The organism is Streptomyces sp. NPDC054834 (assembly GCF_053611185.1).
Map to the genome: position 1 here is coordinate 262,468 of NZ_JBSGZV010000008.1, position 15,881 is coordinate 278,348.

General features: G+C 69.9%; 15 protein-coding genes and 2 pseudogenes. 5 read left to right on the plus strand and 12 right to left on the minus strand.

Going from position 1 to position 15,881, the window contains the following annotated elements; all coding sequences use genetic code 11:
- The first annotated feature begins 109 nt into the window (after positions 1-109).
- On the plus strand, positions 110-1,729 hold the full coding sequence (locus ACWGJM_RS14460; RefSeq protein ID WP_453411988.1) for a tannase/feruloyl esterase family alpha/beta hydrolase: 1,620 nt from the start codon (positions 110-112) through the stop codon (positions 1,727-1,729).
- 93 nt (positions 1,730-1,822) lie between these two features.
- On the opposite strand, the pseudogene ACWGJM_RS14465 reads toward ACWGJM_RS14460, so the two are convergent.
- The 5 genes and pseudogenes from ACWGJM_RS14465 to ACWGJM_RS14485 all read right to left on the minus strand — a co-directional run.
- Positions 1,823-2,123, minus strand: a pseudogene (locus ACWGJM_RS14465) (hypothetical protein); the annotation flags it as partial.
- A 196-nt stretch (positions 2,124-2,319) separates the two neighbouring features.
- Complete coding sequence (locus ACWGJM_RS14470) at positions 2,320-3,693, minus strand: sensor histidine kinase (RefSeq protein WP_453411989.1); 1,374 nt, start codon at positions 3,691-3,693, stop codon at positions 2,320-2,322.
- A complete protein-coding gene (locus ACWGJM_RS14475) occupies positions 3,690-4,358 on the minus strand; it encodes a response regulator transcription factor (RefSeq protein ID WP_453411990.1) in 669 nt (222 codons plus the stop codon). The genes ACWGJM_RS14470 and ACWGJM_RS14475 overlap by 4 nt, the downstream gene beginning before the upstream one ends.
- On the minus strand, positions 4,333-5,043 hold the full coding sequence (locus tag ACWGJM_RS14480) for a phosphatase PAP2 family protein (protein ID WP_453411991.1): 711 nt from the start codon (positions 5,041-5,043) through the stop codon (positions 4,333-4,335). The genes ACWGJM_RS14475 and ACWGJM_RS14480 overlap by 26 nt, the downstream gene beginning before the upstream one ends.
- A 64-nt stretch (positions 5,044-5,107) precedes the next feature.
- A complete protein-coding gene (locus ACWGJM_RS14485) occupies positions 5,108-5,776 on the minus strand; it encodes a DedA family protein (RefSeq protein ID WP_453411992.1) in 669 nt (222 codons plus the stop codon).
- Positions 5,777-6,077: 301 nt separating this feature from the next.
- Here ACWGJM_RS14485 and ACWGJM_RS14490 point away from each other — a divergent pair, with 301 nt between their 5' ends.
- Positions 6,078-6,869 carry a COG4705 family protein gene (locus ACWGJM_RS14490; protein ID WP_453411993.1) on the plus strand — a complete coding sequence of 264 codons (792 nt, stop codon included), beginning with the start codon at positions 6,078-6,080 and terminating at the stop codon, positions 6,867-6,869.
- Positions 6,870-6,979: 110 nt separating this feature from the next.
- Here the strand turns inward: ACWGJM_RS14490 and ACWGJM_RS14495 are convergent, their stop codons facing one another.
- The 3 genes from ACWGJM_RS14495 to ACWGJM_RS14505 all read right to left on the minus strand — a co-directional run bounded on the left by ACWGJM_RS14495 (position 6,980) and on the right by ACWGJM_RS14505 (position 9,541).
- Positions 6,980-8,287 (minus strand): FtsX-like permease family protein, encoded by a 1,308-nt coding sequence (locus ACWGJM_RS14495; protein WP_453411994.1) that lies wholly within the window; start codon positions 8,285-8,287, stop codon positions 6,980-6,982.
- A gap of 3 nt (positions 8,288-8,290) precedes the next feature.
- Positions 8,291-9,076 (minus strand): ABC transporter ATP-binding protein, encoded by a 786-nt coding sequence (locus ACWGJM_RS14500; RefSeq protein WP_453412011.1) that lies wholly within the window; start codon positions 9,074-9,076, stop codon positions 8,291-8,293.
- A 207-nt stretch (positions 9,077-9,283) separates the two neighbouring features.
- The gene (locus tag ACWGJM_RS14505) at positions 9,284-9,541 is read right to left on the minus strand and encodes an FCD domain-containing protein (RefSeq protein WP_453412012.1); all 258 of its coding nucleotides are present in this window, start codon (positions 9,539-9,541) and stop codon (positions 9,284-9,286) included.
- 420 nt (positions 9,542-9,961) lie between these two features.
- Here ACWGJM_RS14505 and ACWGJM_RS14510 point away from each other — a divergent pair, with 420 nt between their 5' ends.
- Positions 9,962-11,677 carry an MOSC domain-containing protein gene (locus ACWGJM_RS14510; protein WP_453411995.1) on the plus strand — a complete coding sequence of 572 codons (1,716 nt, stop codon included), beginning with the start codon at positions 9,962-9,964 and terminating at the stop codon, positions 11,675-11,677.
- 510 nt (positions 11,678-12,187) lie between these two features.
- Here the strand turns inward: ACWGJM_RS14510 and ACWGJM_RS14515 are convergent.
- Both ACWGJM_RS14515 and ACWGJM_RS14520 read right to left on the minus strand, forming a co-directional pair.
- Entirely contained in the window at positions 12,188-13,321 is a 1,134-nt protein-coding gene (locus ACWGJM_RS14515; protein ID WP_453411996.1) for a hypothetical protein, read from the minus strand.
- 145 nt (positions 13,322-13,466) lie between these two features.
- Positions 13,467-13,856 carry a hypothetical protein gene (locus tag ACWGJM_RS14520; protein WP_453411997.1) on the minus strand — a complete coding sequence of 130 codons (390 nt, stop codon included), beginning with the start codon at positions 13,854-13,856 and terminating at the stop codon, positions 13,467-13,469.
- Between the two features lie 213 nt (positions 13,857-14,069).
- On the opposite strand from ACWGJM_RS14520, the gene ACWGJM_RS14525 reads away from it, so the two are divergent.
- Positions 14,070-14,438 carry an ester cyclase gene (locus ACWGJM_RS14525; protein ID WP_453411998.1) on the plus strand — a complete coding sequence of 123 codons (369 nt, stop codon included), beginning with the start codon at positions 14,070-14,072 and terminating at the stop codon, positions 14,436-14,438.
- 55 nt (positions 14,439-14,493) lie between these two features.
- Here ACWGJM_RS14525 and ACWGJM_RS14530 read toward each other — a convergent pair whose 3' ends face one another.
- A complete protein-coding gene (locus tag ACWGJM_RS14530) occupies positions 14,494-15,063 on the minus strand; it encodes a TetR/AcrR family transcriptional regulator (RefSeq protein WP_453411999.1) in 570 nt (189 codons plus the stop codon).
- Between the two features lie 114 nt (positions 15,064-15,177).
- On the opposite strand from ACWGJM_RS14530, the gene ACWGJM_RS14535 reads away from it, so the two are divergent.
- Positions 15,178-15,633: a nuclear transport factor 2 family protein gene (locus ACWGJM_RS14535; protein WP_453412000.1), complete on the plus strand. Its 456-nt coding sequence runs from the start codon at positions 15,178-15,180 to the stop codon at positions 15,631-15,633.
- 138 nt (positions 15,634-15,771) lie between these two features.
- Here ACWGJM_RS14535 and ACWGJM_RS14540 read toward each other — a convergent pair.
- Positions 15,772-15,881 (minus strand): annotated as a pseudogene (locus tag ACWGJM_RS14540) (sugar phosphate isomerase/epimerase); the annotation flags it as partial.

A 15,881-nucleotide genomic window follows, 5' to 3' on the forward strand; every position in this document is an offset into this window, starting at 1 on the left:
CGTCGTCCGCGGTGAATCCCCTGGCCTCCCCACTTGTCTTGCTCATGTGGTGTGCACATGTGTCGCCGTGCACTGGCGGACGCACACCCACTTCTTGGATGGGAATGCGATGAGACGACTTCTGACCGTCCTCGCGGCCGGTGTGCCGCTGGCTGCGATGGCGTACCTGCCGACCGCGTCGGCGGTGCCCGAGAACAGCTCCGCCTCCGCGCCTTTACGGTGCTCGACGTTCTCGGTGAAGGCCCCGGCCGGCACCGGGGTGGAGTCGGTGACGGCGGTCCACCAGGCGGGCGGCACCGTCCATGGGACCGGCATCCTGGGCGGCACGGTCACCGACGTCCCGGCATACTGCGAGCTGACGGTCACCCTCACCCACCCGGGCGACGGCGACCACGCCAAGGTGCGGACGTGGCTGCCGGTGAACGGCTGGAACGGCCGCTTCCAGGCCATCGGAGGCGCCGCCTACGCGGCCGGGGACAACGGTGTCGGACTGGCCACCGCGGTCAAGAACGGTTACGCCGCCGCCACCACCGACGCGGGCGTCGGCGACGTCCTGGACACCGGCTGGGCGCTGAACAGTGCGCGGCAGGTCAACACCGCCCTGCTGAAGAACTTCGCCGACCGCTCCCAGCACGAGCTGGCGCTCGTCGGCAAGCAGGTCGTCGACGAGGTCTACGGCAAGGCCGCCTCGTACTCCTACTGGAACGGCTGCTCCACCGGCGGACGCCAGGGCTATATGGAGGCCCAGCGCCACCCCGACGACTTCGACGGCATCCTCGCCGACGCGCCCGCGATCAACTGGGACGAGTTCGAGGTCGCCACTCTGTGGCCGCAGGTGGTCATGAACAACGAGAAGGCCTACCCGTCCTCCTGCGAGTTCAAGGCCTTCACCGACACCGCCGTCAAGGCCTGCGACTCGCTCGACGGCGTCGAGGACGGTCTGGTCGAGGACCCGGCGCGGTGCGACTTCGACCCCCGTCGCCTGGTCGGAACCAAGGTGGTGTGCGACGGCAAGGAGCTGACCATCACGGCCGCCGACGCGGCCGTGGTGCGCAAGATCTGGGACGGCCCTCGCACCACGTCGGGCAAGAAGCTGTGGCCCGGCGTCCCGGTCGGAGCCGACCTGTCGGCTCTGGCCGGCACCACTCCGCCCGACGCGAACGGCAACGTCAAGGGGGCGCCGTTCCGTGTGCCCGCCACCTGGGTCGCGACGTGGCTGGAGAAGCAGCCGGACTTCGACGTCTCGACGATCACCTACGGCCGATTCGCGAAGCTGTTCAGGCAGTCCGAGGCCGAGTACGACAAGGTCATCGGCACGGACGCGCCCGACCTGTCCGCCTTCCGCAAGTCCGGTGGCAAGCTCCTGACCTGGCATGGCCAGGCCGACCAGTACATCCCCACCCAGGGCACCGTGGAGTACCGCGAGCAGGTCGAGCGTGAGATGGGCGGCTCCAAGCGGGTCGACGACTTCTACCGCCTCTTCCTCGCCCCGGGCACAGACCACTGCGGCCTCAACGGCACCGACGGCTCGGCCGACGGCCTCGCCGCGCTGACCGCTTGGGTCGAGCACGGCAAGGCTCCCGGGACCCTGTCCGCCACTCTGGTCAACACCTCCGGGCAGAACGCCACCCGGCACCTGTGCAGTTACCCCCAGGTGTCCCGCTACAAGGGCCACGGCGACCCGACCGCCGCCTCCAGCTTCCGGTGTGTGCTCCCGCCCCGGCACTGACCACTCGCCCGCGTTCCCCGAACTGACCGGCGAGCGACACGACGAAGGGGTCGGCAGCTCGCGCTGCCGACCCCTTCCGGTCTGAGTGGTGGGTCACTTGGCCCGCAGGGGTCTCGCGAAGGACTTGCGCGGGGCTGAACGAGCGGCGACGGGGAGCAGTGCCGCAACCATCTTTCCCTTCAATGTGCTCGGCTGCCGCATAAGTTCGACGTCGCCCCGGGTGCCGTCGCCCTCGGAGCCATCCAGAAGGCCCAGCCGCCGCCGGCTCCGAAGAGCTTGGAGTCGAGCGTGGTGATGGTGACTGTGTCATCGCCCGGTTTCCACTCGTAGCGCGCACGCTCCCAGTCTCGGCGGCGGTTCCCTCGGTCAATTCGGCCCAGATGTCGCCGAGTGGGTTCGCCCTGCGGTACGACCGAACAAGGAGCCCCCACCTGGCAGCAGCCGGAATTCCTCACCGGCCTCGACGTCACGAGTACGTGGGCGGCCTGAACCTCGGTACCGCCGGCTCCTCCGCCGTACTGCTCACCGCCCTGATTGGTCTCACGGCCCAGCCGGGCAGACGCGGCAGACCGCTAGGGGTCGGCAGCCGGTCATCCGGCCGGCAGGTCGGCCAGGAAGCGCGCGCCGGAGGTGTACCCGGGATCGTGGGACACCTCACCGCCGACGGCGCGGGCCAGGCGCCGCGCGAGCGGCAGTCCGAGGCCCGCGCCGTCGTGCCCGTCCTCGGGGTCCGCGCGGCGGCCGGGCTGGAAGAGCTCGTCGACGAACGCCTCGGGCACGCCGGGACCGTCGTCGGTGACGTAGATCCGCACGCCGCCGGGCCCCTGCCGCGAGGACACGGTCACCCTGGAGCGGGCGTAGCGGATCGCGTTGGTCAGCAGCGGGCTGACGATGCGTTCGAGCAGAGCGGGCGCGATGCCCGCCGCCAGCTCGGGATCCGTCACCTCGACGACGGCCTTCACCCGCTCCGGTGTGCCGAGGTTGTCGACCAGCCGGCACAGGACGGGTACGACGGCCGTCGCGCCAGGGGCCGTGGAGGCGTCCTGCGCGCTTTCGCGGGCATCGTTCAGCAGTGTGTCGCAGATGGTGCGCATGGACTGGGCAGCCTCGGCGATCACCTCGTGGGTGGCGCTGGTTTCCGCGGCGGAGCGCGGGCGGGCCCGCCACCAGTCGAGCTCGATGATGATCCGGGTGAGCGGTGTGCGCAGTTCGTGGGACAACTCGCCGGTCAGCTGCTGCTCATGGCGCAGTACGGTGCGTATGCGGTCCAGCAGCGCGTCCAACGAGCTGCCCAAGCGGGCCAGTTCGGCCGGATGAGCCTCGGCGCCGAACCGTTGGTCGGAGCCGACGGCGCTCCACTGGGTGGCCTGGTCGGTCATGGTGCGCACGGGACGCAACGCACGGCCGACGGCCAGGCGGGTCAGCGCGTAGGTGCACGTGAGCATGACCGCGTCCAGGATCAGGGAACCCAGCAGCAGGGTGTTCGCCGAGTTGCGGTAGGGGGCGAGGTCCAGGGCAGTCACGATCGTGGCGGTGCGGTGACCGGTCACGGGCCGGGAACACAGACGCACGAGGTGAGGGCTTTCGGCCTCGACGGTCGTACAGCGTCCGTGCCCTCGTGCGGCGAGCCGGTCGGCGGCCCGGGTCAGCGTGCCGTCGGCCGAGGCCGACGGAGGCTTCTCCAACAGGTGGGTCCCCGCGTAGATCCACGCGTTCGCGTCGAGGAGGCGGTCGTTGACGGACTCCACAACCCGCACCCGGGGACCGTCGGCGTCGACGGTCGTGGCGACAGCGGCCGAACGACTGCGCAGTTCGTCGTCCGCCAGATGCCGCAGGTGCCGGTCCACCACGGTGTTGAACACCACGGTCAGGACGGTCATGAGGAGCGCGGCGGTGGTCAGCGCCACGAGCGAGAGCCGGCCGCGCAGGGTACGCGGAGCCAGACGCCGCAGGAGACGGTTCATGACAGCCGGTGGCCGATCCCGCGCGCCGTTCCCAGGCTCAGGCCGCTGCCCGCCTCGCGCAGTTTGCGGCGCAGTCGGCTCAGGTACTGGTCCAGGGTGTTGTCGCTGACCTGTGCGCCGTCCGGCCAGGCGGCCCTGACCAGGTCGCGCCGGCGCACGATGCCGCCGTCCGCGGCCACCAGCGTGGCCAGCAGACGGAACTCCGTCGGGGACAGGTCGATGTCGACGTCGGCCTCACCTACACGTGCACTGTGCCGGGTCGCGTCCAGGACCAGGTCGCCGGCCGTGGCCATGGCCGATGGCGCGGCGCGTTTGAGCGTGGCCCGCAGCCGGGCGACGAGTTCGGCGAGATGGAACGGCTTGGGAAGGTAGTCGTCGCCCCCGGCGGAGAACCCGGACAGCCGGTCGGTGAGGTGGTGGCGGGCGGTCAGGAAGATGATCGGGGCGCCGAACCCGTTGGCGCGCATCGCCTGGCACACATCCCGGCCGTCCGCGTCGGGCAGCCCGACGTCCAGGACGACCGCGCCGATGCCGTCGGCGACCAGCCGCATCGCGGTCGCGCCGTCGGCGGCGAGCACGGGCTCGAAACCCTCCTCGGCAAGGCCACGGCGCAGCACGTCACGCAGGGCGTGATCGTCCTCAACGACCAGGATCTTGTGACGCATGGTCCTCCGTCGGATCATCGGCCGTACGGGCCGTGCCTGAGACGAACGATGCGGGCAGCCACCGGGCCACCGCCCACAGCCACACGCCGAGCCAGCCGGTCGCGAACAGCCAGCCCCCGACGACATCGGTGAACCAGTGCACGCCGAGGTAGACGCGGGAGAGACCGACCAGTACGCCCCAGCACCCGATGACGACGCCGAGCCAGGTGGCGCCGCGCGGAGCGCGTACCCGGACCGCGATGATCAGCAGCCCGGCGGTGAGGGCCGCTGTGGTGGTGTGCCCCGATGGAAATGCCCACCCGCTCGCATGTGCTGCCCAGTCGGCGTGCGCCGGACGCGGCCGGTGGACGAGTGTCATCACCCCGCGCCGCACCGCCTGCCCGGCTCCCAGACAGACAAGGCTCAAGGCGGCGGTCAGTAGCCGCTCCCGCCTGTTTCGCCCTGCCACCGCACCGGCGAGCGCCGCGAGCACGTAGGGGATGACCCCGGTCCCGGTATCCGTCACCCCGCGGGCCACAGCCAGGGCAACCACCGGGCGATGGCCGACCGACCAGGCCAGAATCCCGTCGTCCAGCCACAACGGAACACCTTGTCGACCCACCACGATCGCGCACAGCACCCCGAAGGCCGTCCAGGCGCCGAGAGCGATGCTGCCGGCCAGATCGGCGGCGGCACGCCGGTTCATGAAACCGTCAGCAGCGGCCGCAGGCGTTCTGCCAGGGGATTCCCGTATGCCGACCAGGCGATGATCACTTGCGTCCCCCCTCGGACCCGGCCGCCCGGCGGCCTCGGTACACCTCGGAAACAAGAGGGACCAGCGACACGACGACGATCAACGCAACCAGCGGCAGGAGATACCGGTCGACGTTCGGGATCGACGAGCCCAGCGCATACCCCGCAAGGGTGAGGCCGACGCTCCAGACGAGCCCGCCGACGACCTGCCACAGCGTGAATGTCCGCAGCGGAACCTCCAGCGCGCCCGCCATCGGATTGAGCACCGTCCGTACCACCGGCACGAAACGGGCCAGCACGATGGCCTTCGCACAGCCGTACCGGTCGAGCAGTTCCTCGGCGCGCTTCATGCCCTCGTGCAGACGCTGCGAGCGACCGCGCGCCAACAGCGCTCCGCCCGCCTTCCGGCCGAGCACATATCCGCATTGAGCCCCGGCCAGCGCTCCCGTCGCAGCCGCCACGAGCAAGGGCCCCAGGGACAGGTGCACACTGTCTTCGGCCGTACTCGTGCACAGCAGGCCCGCCGTGAAAAGCAGGGAGTCCCCCGGGAGGAAGAACCCCAGCAGCAGCCCCGTCTCGGCGAACATCACCACTGCTACGCCCAGCACGCCGAAGGCCGCCAGCAGCGAATGGGCGTCGAGCACGTTCACGGCCAGCTGTGAGGCGGCGTGGATCGGTGCGGTCATGGACGATGACCCCTTCCGGTGGACAACTTCGGCTTCACGCAAGTCATCAATCGACTACAGTCCTGTAGACGCTGTCTGGAACTCTAGCCGATCGCACAACGGACATCCGTTCCCGTCACTGCCACGTCCGGTCGTTGTCGCGCGGTATCACCCGCCCAACCGGCATGACCAGGGACTTTGTCGACGCGTTCAGGTTGCTGTCAGGTCGGCCGGGCGGTTTTGAAACTCCTGCACCAGAAGCTACAAAACAATCGCAAAGGCATCTGTGGCACCGGGAGTTCACCATGTCATCGTGCGGCTCATGACCACAGAGCGTCTCCTCGACAACCGCCCCCTTGCTTCCGTTCGTGCCATGGCGAACAAGGTGCCGGAAGTGACCGTCTACTTCTGGATCATCAAGGTGCTCACCACCGGGATGGGCGAGACCGCCTCGGACCTTCTGGCCCGAGTGCTCGGTCCGGTGCCGGCGGTCGCGCTCGGTGGGCTCGCTCTGGCCGTCTCCCTCGTCGTGCAGTTCGCCGTCCGCCGGTACGTCGCCTGGGTGTACTGGACCGCCGTCGTCATGGTCAGCGTGTTCGGCACGATGGCCGCCGACGTCCTGCACGTCGGTCTCGGCGTGCCCTACACGGTGTCCACGCCGCTCTTCCTCGCCGCACTGGCCGCCGTCTTCGCCCTCTGGTACGCCGTCGAGCGGACGCTGTCCATCCACGGCATCCGCACCCGCCGCCGCGAGATCTTCTACTGGGCAGCCGTTCTCGCCACCTTCGCCCTCGGCACCGCAGCCGGAGATCTGACCGCCACCATCGGCTTCGGCTACCTCGGGTCGGTCGTCCTCTTCAGCGCCGCGATCTGCGTACCCGCGGTCGCCCACCGTTTCGCCGCCCTGAACGCCGTGCCCGCTTTCTGGACGGCCTATGTCATCACCCGCCCCCTCGGCGCTTCCCTCGCCGACTGGATGGCGCTCGGGCACACCCGGGGTGGGCTCGGGTTCGGGCTGGCGCCGGTCACCCTCGCCTGGACGGCGGCCATCGTCTGTTTCGTGGGCTACCTGGCCTTCTCCCGCCGGGACCAGGAGCGGCCAGGTCACATGTGAAGCCCACCCGGTGTCAGCGCCCCGGGCTGTGCGTCGGCCGTTGACGGCCCGGCGGACGCCGGGGTGCTGGTGGAGCTGCACGCAGCGTTCGGTCCCGGCTGGTCATGGTTTCAGGCGGCCGCCACCGCCTGCACCGCCGGTTTCCGTACGACCCGACGAGCCGTCAGCAGGCTGGTGCCCAGGGTGGCCGCCGTCGCGACCGCGACCACCGCGAGCCAGATGCCGGGACCCGCGTGCGGCAGCACGTATCCGGCGCGGACCATCGTGAAGGGGATGATCCCCGCCAACGCGGTCAGGGTGCCCAGCAGAACGCCGGTCGCCGTCACCATCACGCCCTCGGCCGCCACCGTCGCGAGCACCTGCCCCGGGGTCCCGCCCGCCAGCCGCTGCTGCCCGAACTCGCGTCCTCGGTACGACGTCGCCGCGTAAATGGAGTTGACCAGCATCACGCACACGAACACCACGACGATGCCGACGACGGCGAGATTGACGCTCTGGAGGGTCTTGGCGTCGACCGACCGGACCGTGCCGGAGGCTGTGAGGGCATCGGTCTCCACGGTCTGTGCGTAGAGGGTGACGGTGGCAACGGCCGTGAACAGGACGACCGAGGTCAGAATCCCGGCCAGGTGGTCGGCCCGCCGCCGCACGGTTCGCACGGCCAGCCAGCCGCTCGCGCCGTCGAGGGGCAGCCGCTTCAGCAGCCCCCTGAGCAGCAGGGGGGACAGCAGGGCGCAGCCCACCGACAGCAGGATCGCCCCGTACGCCGGCGCCGCCATCAGCCATTCGTCGGTCGCGGGGAACGCGTACGTGGAGAGCACCGCCCCGGCACCGCCGACCAGGGCCGCGCAGGCAAGGACCGCACGGGCCCGGCCGTGCACCGCACCCGGCCGCGTCACCCGCCGTACGGCGAGGAAGGCCGCCCCTGCCGCCGCGATCAGGGTGACGCCGGTGCCGGAAAGCAAGGCGATGGGACCGAAGTGGTAGGCGACGTCGTGCGGCACCTGCCCGTTGTCCCGGAACACGCCCAACAGGGCCCGCCCGCCGGCCGTCGCCGGACCGATCGCCAGCAGGCTGCCCGCCAGCGCCACGGCCACCGCCTCGCCCACGACCATGCCGGTCATCTGCGCCGGGGTGGCTCCCGAACAGCGCAGCAGCATGAGCTCGGCCGACCGCTGCCGCACGTTCACGGTCAGCGTCGAGGCGATGGCGAAGAACACCAGCATGGCGCCGTAGCCGCCGACGACGCTCGACGCGGTGCCCAGCGAATCGGCGCTCACCCGGTCGATGCCCGGCTGGGCGGCCGTGTCGTGCAGCGAGGCGAACACCATCACGACGGCTGCGCCGAGGAAGGCGGCGAGCAAGGTCGCGAGAAAGCGGCCCGGGCGGTGGCGGACGGACTTCACAGCCAGCGTCAGCATTGCCTACACCTCCGCCGGGACATCGTCGCCCAGGTGCGCCAGCCGCTCGGCGACCGCCTCCGCCGTCGGCTGCCGCAGCTCTCCTGCCACACGTCCGTCCGCCAGGAACACCACCGCGTCGGCGTAGGAGGCGGCCACCGGGTCGTGCGTCACCATCACCACGGTCCGTTCGTGCACCCGTACCGCCTCCTGGAGCAGCCGCAGCACCTCCCGCGCGCTCCGCGTGTCGAGCGCGCCGGTGGGCTCGTCCGCGAGGATCACACGAGGCTCGGTCACCAGTGCCCGGGCGATCGCCACCCGCTGCCGCTGGCCGCCGGACAGCTGGTCGGGCCGGTGTCGCAGGCGGTCACCGAGTCCGACCAGGTGCAGGACCTCCCGGACCCGCTCCGGGACGACGCGCCGTCCGGCGAGCTTCAGGGGCAGCACCGTGTTCTCGGCGACGGTCAGCGTCTCCAGCAGGTTGTAGTCCTGGAAGACGAAACCGATGCGGTCCCGCCGGAAGCGCGTCAGCGCCGCCTCGGTACCGCCGGTCATTTCCACGCCGTCGACCCGCACGATGCCCCGGTCGGGCCGGTCGAGACCGGCGGCGCACCGCAGCAGCGTTGACTTTCCGGAACCCGAGGGCCCCATCACCGCGGTGAACGTACCGCGCCGCAGCCGCAGGGAGACCCCGTCAAGCGCGGTCACGGCACTGTCGCCGGTGCCGTGCGTCTTGGTCACTTTCACCAGCCATAACGCGTCGTTGGCAGGTGCCGTGACCTGCCGGTGGCGCGAACCTGCGCGCAACATCGTCATCACTCTCCGTCCGGACGTCTTGTGCTCCGCGCACGACGCTACGGGCGCCTCGGCCCCCGCACACGGGTCCCAGAACCCGTCTACAAGGGTGTAGTCAGCACCACCCCGGGCCAGTGTGCCGGACGGTCACTGGACTCGCGGTCGCGCGCGACTGGACGCGGACCGGACTCAAGTCCGTTACGAGGCCCGGGATGTGGTCGGCTACTCGTGCTCCCGCTCGGCCATGCCGGTCATGAGTGCCAGGTGGCTGCGGCGGACGTGTTCGCGCATCGCGCGTTCCGCGCCGTCGCCGTCCTTGGCCAGGATGAGGTCGACGACGCGGTGGTGTTCGTGGTCGGACTCGGTCAGGCGACCGGGCTGTGCCAGGGACGTGCGGACCGGACGCGCGTACGCCAGCTGGTTCATGAGCGTGCGGTAGTGCGCCTCCAGCTTGGAGTTGTCGGCGCCGACGACGATCAGCTCGTGGAACTCACTACCTGCTGACCTACCGACTCAAGCCGCTGTGGGTGAGGGACGGCGCGGGCGGGGTGCGGAAGGGCGCTGTCGAACACGCGTCCGCCGCGGTGTCCTGACCGTACATCAGGGACCGGACGCCGTCTCTTCGGGGACGGCGTCCGGCTCTGGGCATCTCGCTCAGTGGTCGGTGATCCGCTCGACCTCCCGCTGGGCGTCGTGGTACCACCAGGCGGCGCGAAGCCCGACCCGTAGAGCGCGACGGGGTGCTTGGAGCGGGCGATCACGGTGTCGCCGAGGTCCCTGTGGCGGGTGACCTTGCCACACGGAAGCGGCGGCACCGGCATGGAACTAGGATCGGTAGCAGCGCACAGATCACAGCGCCATGAGGGGCTGCCCCGGCCGGCCACCCCCAGGAGGTCCGCAATGGCGACGTTGCTGTCCGTCAACGTAGGGCTGCCCAAGGACGTCTCCTGGCAGGGACGGACCGTCCACACCGGAGCCTGGAAGGCTCCTGTCCAGGGCCCCCGCATGGTCCGGCGGCTGAACGTCGACGGAGACGGTCAGGGAGATCTGGCCGGGCACGGCGGCGACATCCGTGCTGTCCTCGTCTATCAGTTGCAGTCCTACCAGTACTGGCGAAAGCACCTCGGCCGCGACGACCTGGCCTTCGGCGCCTTCGGGGAGAACTTCACCGTCGACGGCCTGCCCGACAACGAAGTGTGCATCGGCGACCGGTACCGCATCGGCGAAGCCGAATTCGAAGTCACCCAGCCCCGCGTCACCTGCTATCGCGTCGGCATGCGCCTGGGCGAACCCGCCATGGCCTCCCTGCTGGTGGCCCACCACCGCCCCGGCTTCTACCTGCGTGTGATCACCGGGGGACGAGTCCAGGCCGGCGACGAGATCACCCTTACCCGCAAGGGCCCGGAAGAACTCAGCGTCGCCGACGCCGACGCACTGCTCTACCTCCCCGACCGCGACCCCGCGAAGCTGCGCAAGGCGCTGAACATTCCCGCCCTCAGCCCCGGATGGCAACAGTCCTTCCGCGAACTCGCCGCCGCTCGGCAGCCCGGACAGGAACCGGGATGGCCGGGTTTCAAGGCCATGCGCGTCGCCCGCATCGTCCCCGAGACCCCCACCGTCTCATCGATCTACCTCGATACCACCGACGGCACACCGCTACCCGAAGCCCGCCCGGGCCAGTACCTCTCCCTCCGCCTCGCCGTCGGTGAATCCGCCCCGGCAGTGCGCAGCTACTCCCTGTCCTCCAGCCCCACGGTGAGCACCTACCGCATCAGCGTCAAGCACGAGCCCCGCGGGAAAGTCAGCAGCTACCTCCACGCCGCCCTACGTCCCGAGGACCTCGTGGACGTCGCCAGTCCCCGCGGAACATTCGTGCTCGAAGAAACCACCCGCCCGGTGGTCCTCATCTCCGCGGGGATCGGTGCCACGCCCGTACTGGCCATGCTCCACCGACTCGTCGCCGTACGAGACCCACGCCCCGTCTGGTGGATCCACACCGCCCACGACCGCGCCCAGCACGCCTTCGCGGACGAGACCCATACCTTGCTGGCGCAACTCCCCAACGCCCACGAGCACATTTACTACACCGCCGAAGCCGTCCGGCATCCCGACGAGCCCCACATCACCCGGGGCCGCCCGACCTCCCGATCCCTGACGGCCATGGGCATCCCCACCGACGCCGACGCCTACCTCTGCGGACCACCCGCCTTCATGGACGACCTCGGCGGCTTCCTGCGCGATCACGGCCTGAGCCCCGAGCACATCCACACCGAACAGTTCAGCGCCCTCCCAGCCATCAACCCAGGCGTCACCACCACCGCCGCCATCCGGCCGCACCAACCCCCCGGTCCACCAGGGACCGGCCCCCTCATCACCTTCGCCCGCAGCGGCATCACCACTGGGTGGTCACCCGCACACACGTCACTCCTCGATCTCGCCGAAGCCTGCGACATTCCCACTCGATGGTCCTGCCGCACCGGCGTCTGCCACACCTGCATCACCCGCCTCGTGGCAGGCGACATCACCTACACCACTCCACCCCTGGAACTCACCGAAGTCGGCACCATCCTCATCTGCTGTAGCGCACCGACAACCGAAGTCGTCCTCGACCTCTAGCCGGCGAGCATGCGAGGACACCGTTGGCGAGCGCGAACTCGTGGGCGGCGAATGCTCCTACTGGGCCTGCGTGCCCACCGACCGGGGCGACTCCGGCCAGGCCCCGGACCAACCGGCATGGCACCGGCCCCGGAGACGGCCACCCTCTGGCAGGGCCCCGGCTACCAGGTCACCCTGCTCGCCCGCCGCAGCCTGATGACGTGCGAATCGGTGTTCGGCAGGTGGACGGCCGGCCCGGTGCGCTGCGATCACTGGGCGCCGCGCACGTCGTCGACTACGGCCGGGAGGATTTCACCGACCGGCGCATGCACTGCGACGTTAGCTGCCGTTCGAGCGCGGCGCGAGCACGGCCGAAGCGCGAGCGACCGACTCCGCCGGCAGTCACTGCCAGGGAACCGCATCCCAGGCAGGCACGGCATGCGCCCGGATCCGGTGGAGGGCGGATTGGCAGAAACCGAAACCCCCGTCGTAAGCGAGGATCGGCGGGTATGGCCGGGACCACCTGTGAGGTCAACTGGGGCTCTTGTCAGTGTCACGGCCCCCGGCCAGCCGCAGTGTCGCGAGGGCCGCCAGCCCTGCCGTGATGCCGAAGGTGAGGGCGGCCGGGACGCCGTTGCCGAGGTTCGAGAACAGGTGAACAGGCCCCCACACACCGACTGTGTCGTCCGTCGCCATGTGCAGCACCTGGCTCGCCAGCAGTCCCAGCACGGTCGCGCAGACCGCGCCTGCCGCCATCGCCGGCACCGTGGTCCGGGTGAGCAGGCCGGGCAGCAGCCGCAGCGCCCACCACACCACGACCAGCATGACCACGTCGGCGGCCCGGTACAGCAGCCAGTCGCCGAGGGGTGCGGTCGCCGGGCCCGCCCAGCCGCCGAGCAGCAGCCACTGGCGCAGCAGGTCGCCGGGCTCGGACAGCAGGCCGCCGCCGCCGAAGGAGGTCTGGATCCAGGCCGCCACCGAGTCGTACGAGAGGATCACCAACGACAGCGCGATCACCGCGGTCCCGGCGCTCGCGGCCAGACGGGCGGCGCGCGGCGGCACACTCTGCCGGGGCAGCGGCTCCGCATCCTTGGCGGTGACACGCGCCACGATCACCGTGAGCGGGGCGGTCAACAGCGCTGCGAACACCGCGACCGGCCCACTCGACGCGATCACACTCGCCAGCTGCGGCAGGACCCGGTAAGTGCCGTGCCCCCGGGATGCGATCAGCCACGGCGCGGAGACCGTCACGGCCAGCGTTCCGGCCACCGGGCCCCAGGCCCACAGCGCGAGCAGCGTGCCCGGCGTACGGCCCTGCGCCGGCGGCATCCTGCGGACCAGGAGCAGCGCGCCGGCCAGGAAGAAAACGAAGACCGCCACGAATCTGATCTGCATCGCGGTGCTGTAGAGATCGGCGTACTGGGTGCCTCCGCTCAAGACCGTGTCCCCGCCCGTGCCCGCGGGCCCGTCGGACAGCAGCGTCGCTGGGGGGTCGTACGACCAGGGTGCGAGCCATCGCCGGAGCTCGCTCGCGGACTGAATGTCGAACACGTTCGTGGTGCCGGGCAGTTGCAGTGCCTGCGCGCTCGCCCCCGCCCACCACAGCAACAGCGTGATCAGCAGGCCTCCGACCAGTGCCGGTATCACCGCGCGCCGATATGTCATGTACCTTCCCCCGCTTCGGTCCTGCATCCGTGAATGATTCGGTCAGCGGAAGAGTAGGGGGTCATGATCGCGTGCGGCATGCCCAGGGCAGAACGGCGGACCATTCCCCGTCCAGAGCACCTGCATTGAGTGCTCCAGTGCGTCCTTATGGGTGTGCGATGTCGGTGATCACCTGGTCGTACCGTCGAACGTTCCCGGTGAATGTCGAGTTCGGGTACTTCTGCCGCAGGCGAGCCACGGCCGCGTCGACGTAGGCCCACATGTCACCGGGGTCGGAGTGGGCTGCGAAGGTGGCGTTGGCCACCCATTCGCCTTCGTCGGTGGCCACGTAGGCTTCGTACTTCTGCTCTTCGGTGGTGACGGCCATGGATGTATCGGTCTCCTGGTTCGTTGCCTGCCGGGTGTCTTCACTCTTGGCGGCCGTGGTGTCGTCTGCGGTGTCGGCTGCCTGCGCTGTCCCTGCCGCGGTGAGCAGCGCTGCCGCTGCGGCCGTGCCGGCGGCGCCCAGTACGGTCCGCCGGGAAATCCCTGACACAGTTCTCCCCCCTGCGTCGGCACCCTCCCAGTGAGGAGCCGCGGCCGACCATACAGCCAAGTCCCTTTAAAATGAGAGTACTTGGCAGATATGTGCTCCCTCGCCCTCGCGGAACACTCGGTGCCAGGGACTGACTGGGCCAGGCTGGAGGGCCGAAATGCCGTTGTTCGGGTCGAGGTTGGAGATGTGCACCGGAAGTCAGTGAGGAACGACATGAACGACACCACCGTCCAGCGCAACATCGCCACCGCCCGGCTGCTGCTCGAGGATGCGATGCCGAACGGGCGCTTCGACGTCATCCGTCCGCTGGTCACCAGGAAGGAACTGTCCGCGGCGCTGAGCGACCAGACGTTCCGGACGCGGGACATTGCGGGCTACGGCAACACCGTCGTGCTCCAGTCCCACATGACCGCACTGCACTCCGGCACGTTCGCGGGCGCGCCGGCGACGGGCAAGCGCCTGGAGTGGGATGAGATCGGCGTGCTGCACTTCGACGACGAGGGCAAGATCACCGACCTCTGGTTCATGTGCCAGGAGCAGAGCCTCGGGGAGCAGATCGGCTACAGGATGCAGCTGAGCTGAGAATATGAGCACGATCGGACTGATCGACTGATCGGGCTCACCGCCGTCCATTGGATCAGCCGGTCTCGCGGGCGCCGGGCATCAGTCCTGCGAACACGATGGCGAGCATGCGGGAGCGTACCTGGTCGTCCAGGCTCCCGCGGGCGACGGCGCGCGATGCGCCGACCAGCAGGGCGTAGACCTCGGGCAGTTCGACATCGTTTCGCACCGCGCCGGCCTTCTGGGCGCGATGCAGGAGCTCTCCCACCGCTCGACGTAGAGCCTGCGAGGCTTCGGCGGCCTCACCGCCGTCGGTGCCTCCCACTTCCAGCAGGGCTTCCGCTATGGCGATCTTCGTCTTGGCGTCCGCGACCAGATGGCGGAAGAAGCCGAAGAACGCCCCGCCCGGGTCCGGGGTACCCAGCCGCGCCTCGGCCTCGGCCCGCAGCCGGCCGAAGTGCCTGACGAGCACGGCCTCCAACAGCGCGGCCTTGGTGGGGAAGTTCCTGAAGACCGTGGCGATCCCGACCCCGGCAAGGCGGGCCACGTCCTCGGTCGACGCCGACTTTCCGCCGTGCCCGAAGACGTCCTCGGCGACGTCGAGGATGCGCTCACGGTTGGCCCGGGCGTCGGACCGCTGCGGCATGGGACCTGGCCTCCTCGTGCGAACGCCGGCTACCGGAGTGACGACTCCATATACTGCGGAGTCGTCACTCCGGATCGTAGCGGACCCGATGACGGTCCGCCGAGGAGGTTCCCCTTGTCCGAGAACCGCAGCCCGCGTGAAGTCTTCCTCGCCCTTGTCAACGGAGTCTCGGAAGGCCGCTGGGAGGAACTGCCCGAGCTCTACGCCGAGCACACCGACGTGGTGCACCCCTTCGACCCGTTGCGCGCCCCGGCCCTGCGCACCCGCGAGGAACTGCGCGAGCACTTCGCCCCCACGGACACAGGCCATCGCCTCGTCCGCCGCCCGGCGAACATCACCGTCCACGAGACCCTCGACCCAGAGGTCATCGTCGCGGAGTTCGAGTATCAAGGCACTGTCGCCGAAACCGGTGAGGAGTTCGCTCTGCCCGGCATCTTCGTCATGCGGGTGCGCGACGGCCGGATCGTAAGCTCCCGCGACTACTTCGACCATCTCAGCGCGGCCAGAATCCGCGGTGGCCTGGACCCGCTGCTCGCCGCGTTCCGCGGTGACACCGGTAACGAATCATGAAGCGTCCGGGGTAACGCGGGGGGCGGGCTGGGGCGTGCACGGTGGCAGCCACGGGCCGGCCGACCGCACCAGGCCCCGGGGACTGCCGCTGGAAGCGTCGGCGTGATCGACCCCACCGTTCGTGTGTGTGCCCGCGAGTCAATTCCGAGTGGACAGGTACTCGTTGATCTTTTCGCGCATGAACACGGAGGACTCCTTGGCCCGCTCTTCCCAGGCGAAGACGCAGGCGGTGAGGGTGCCGTCGAAGC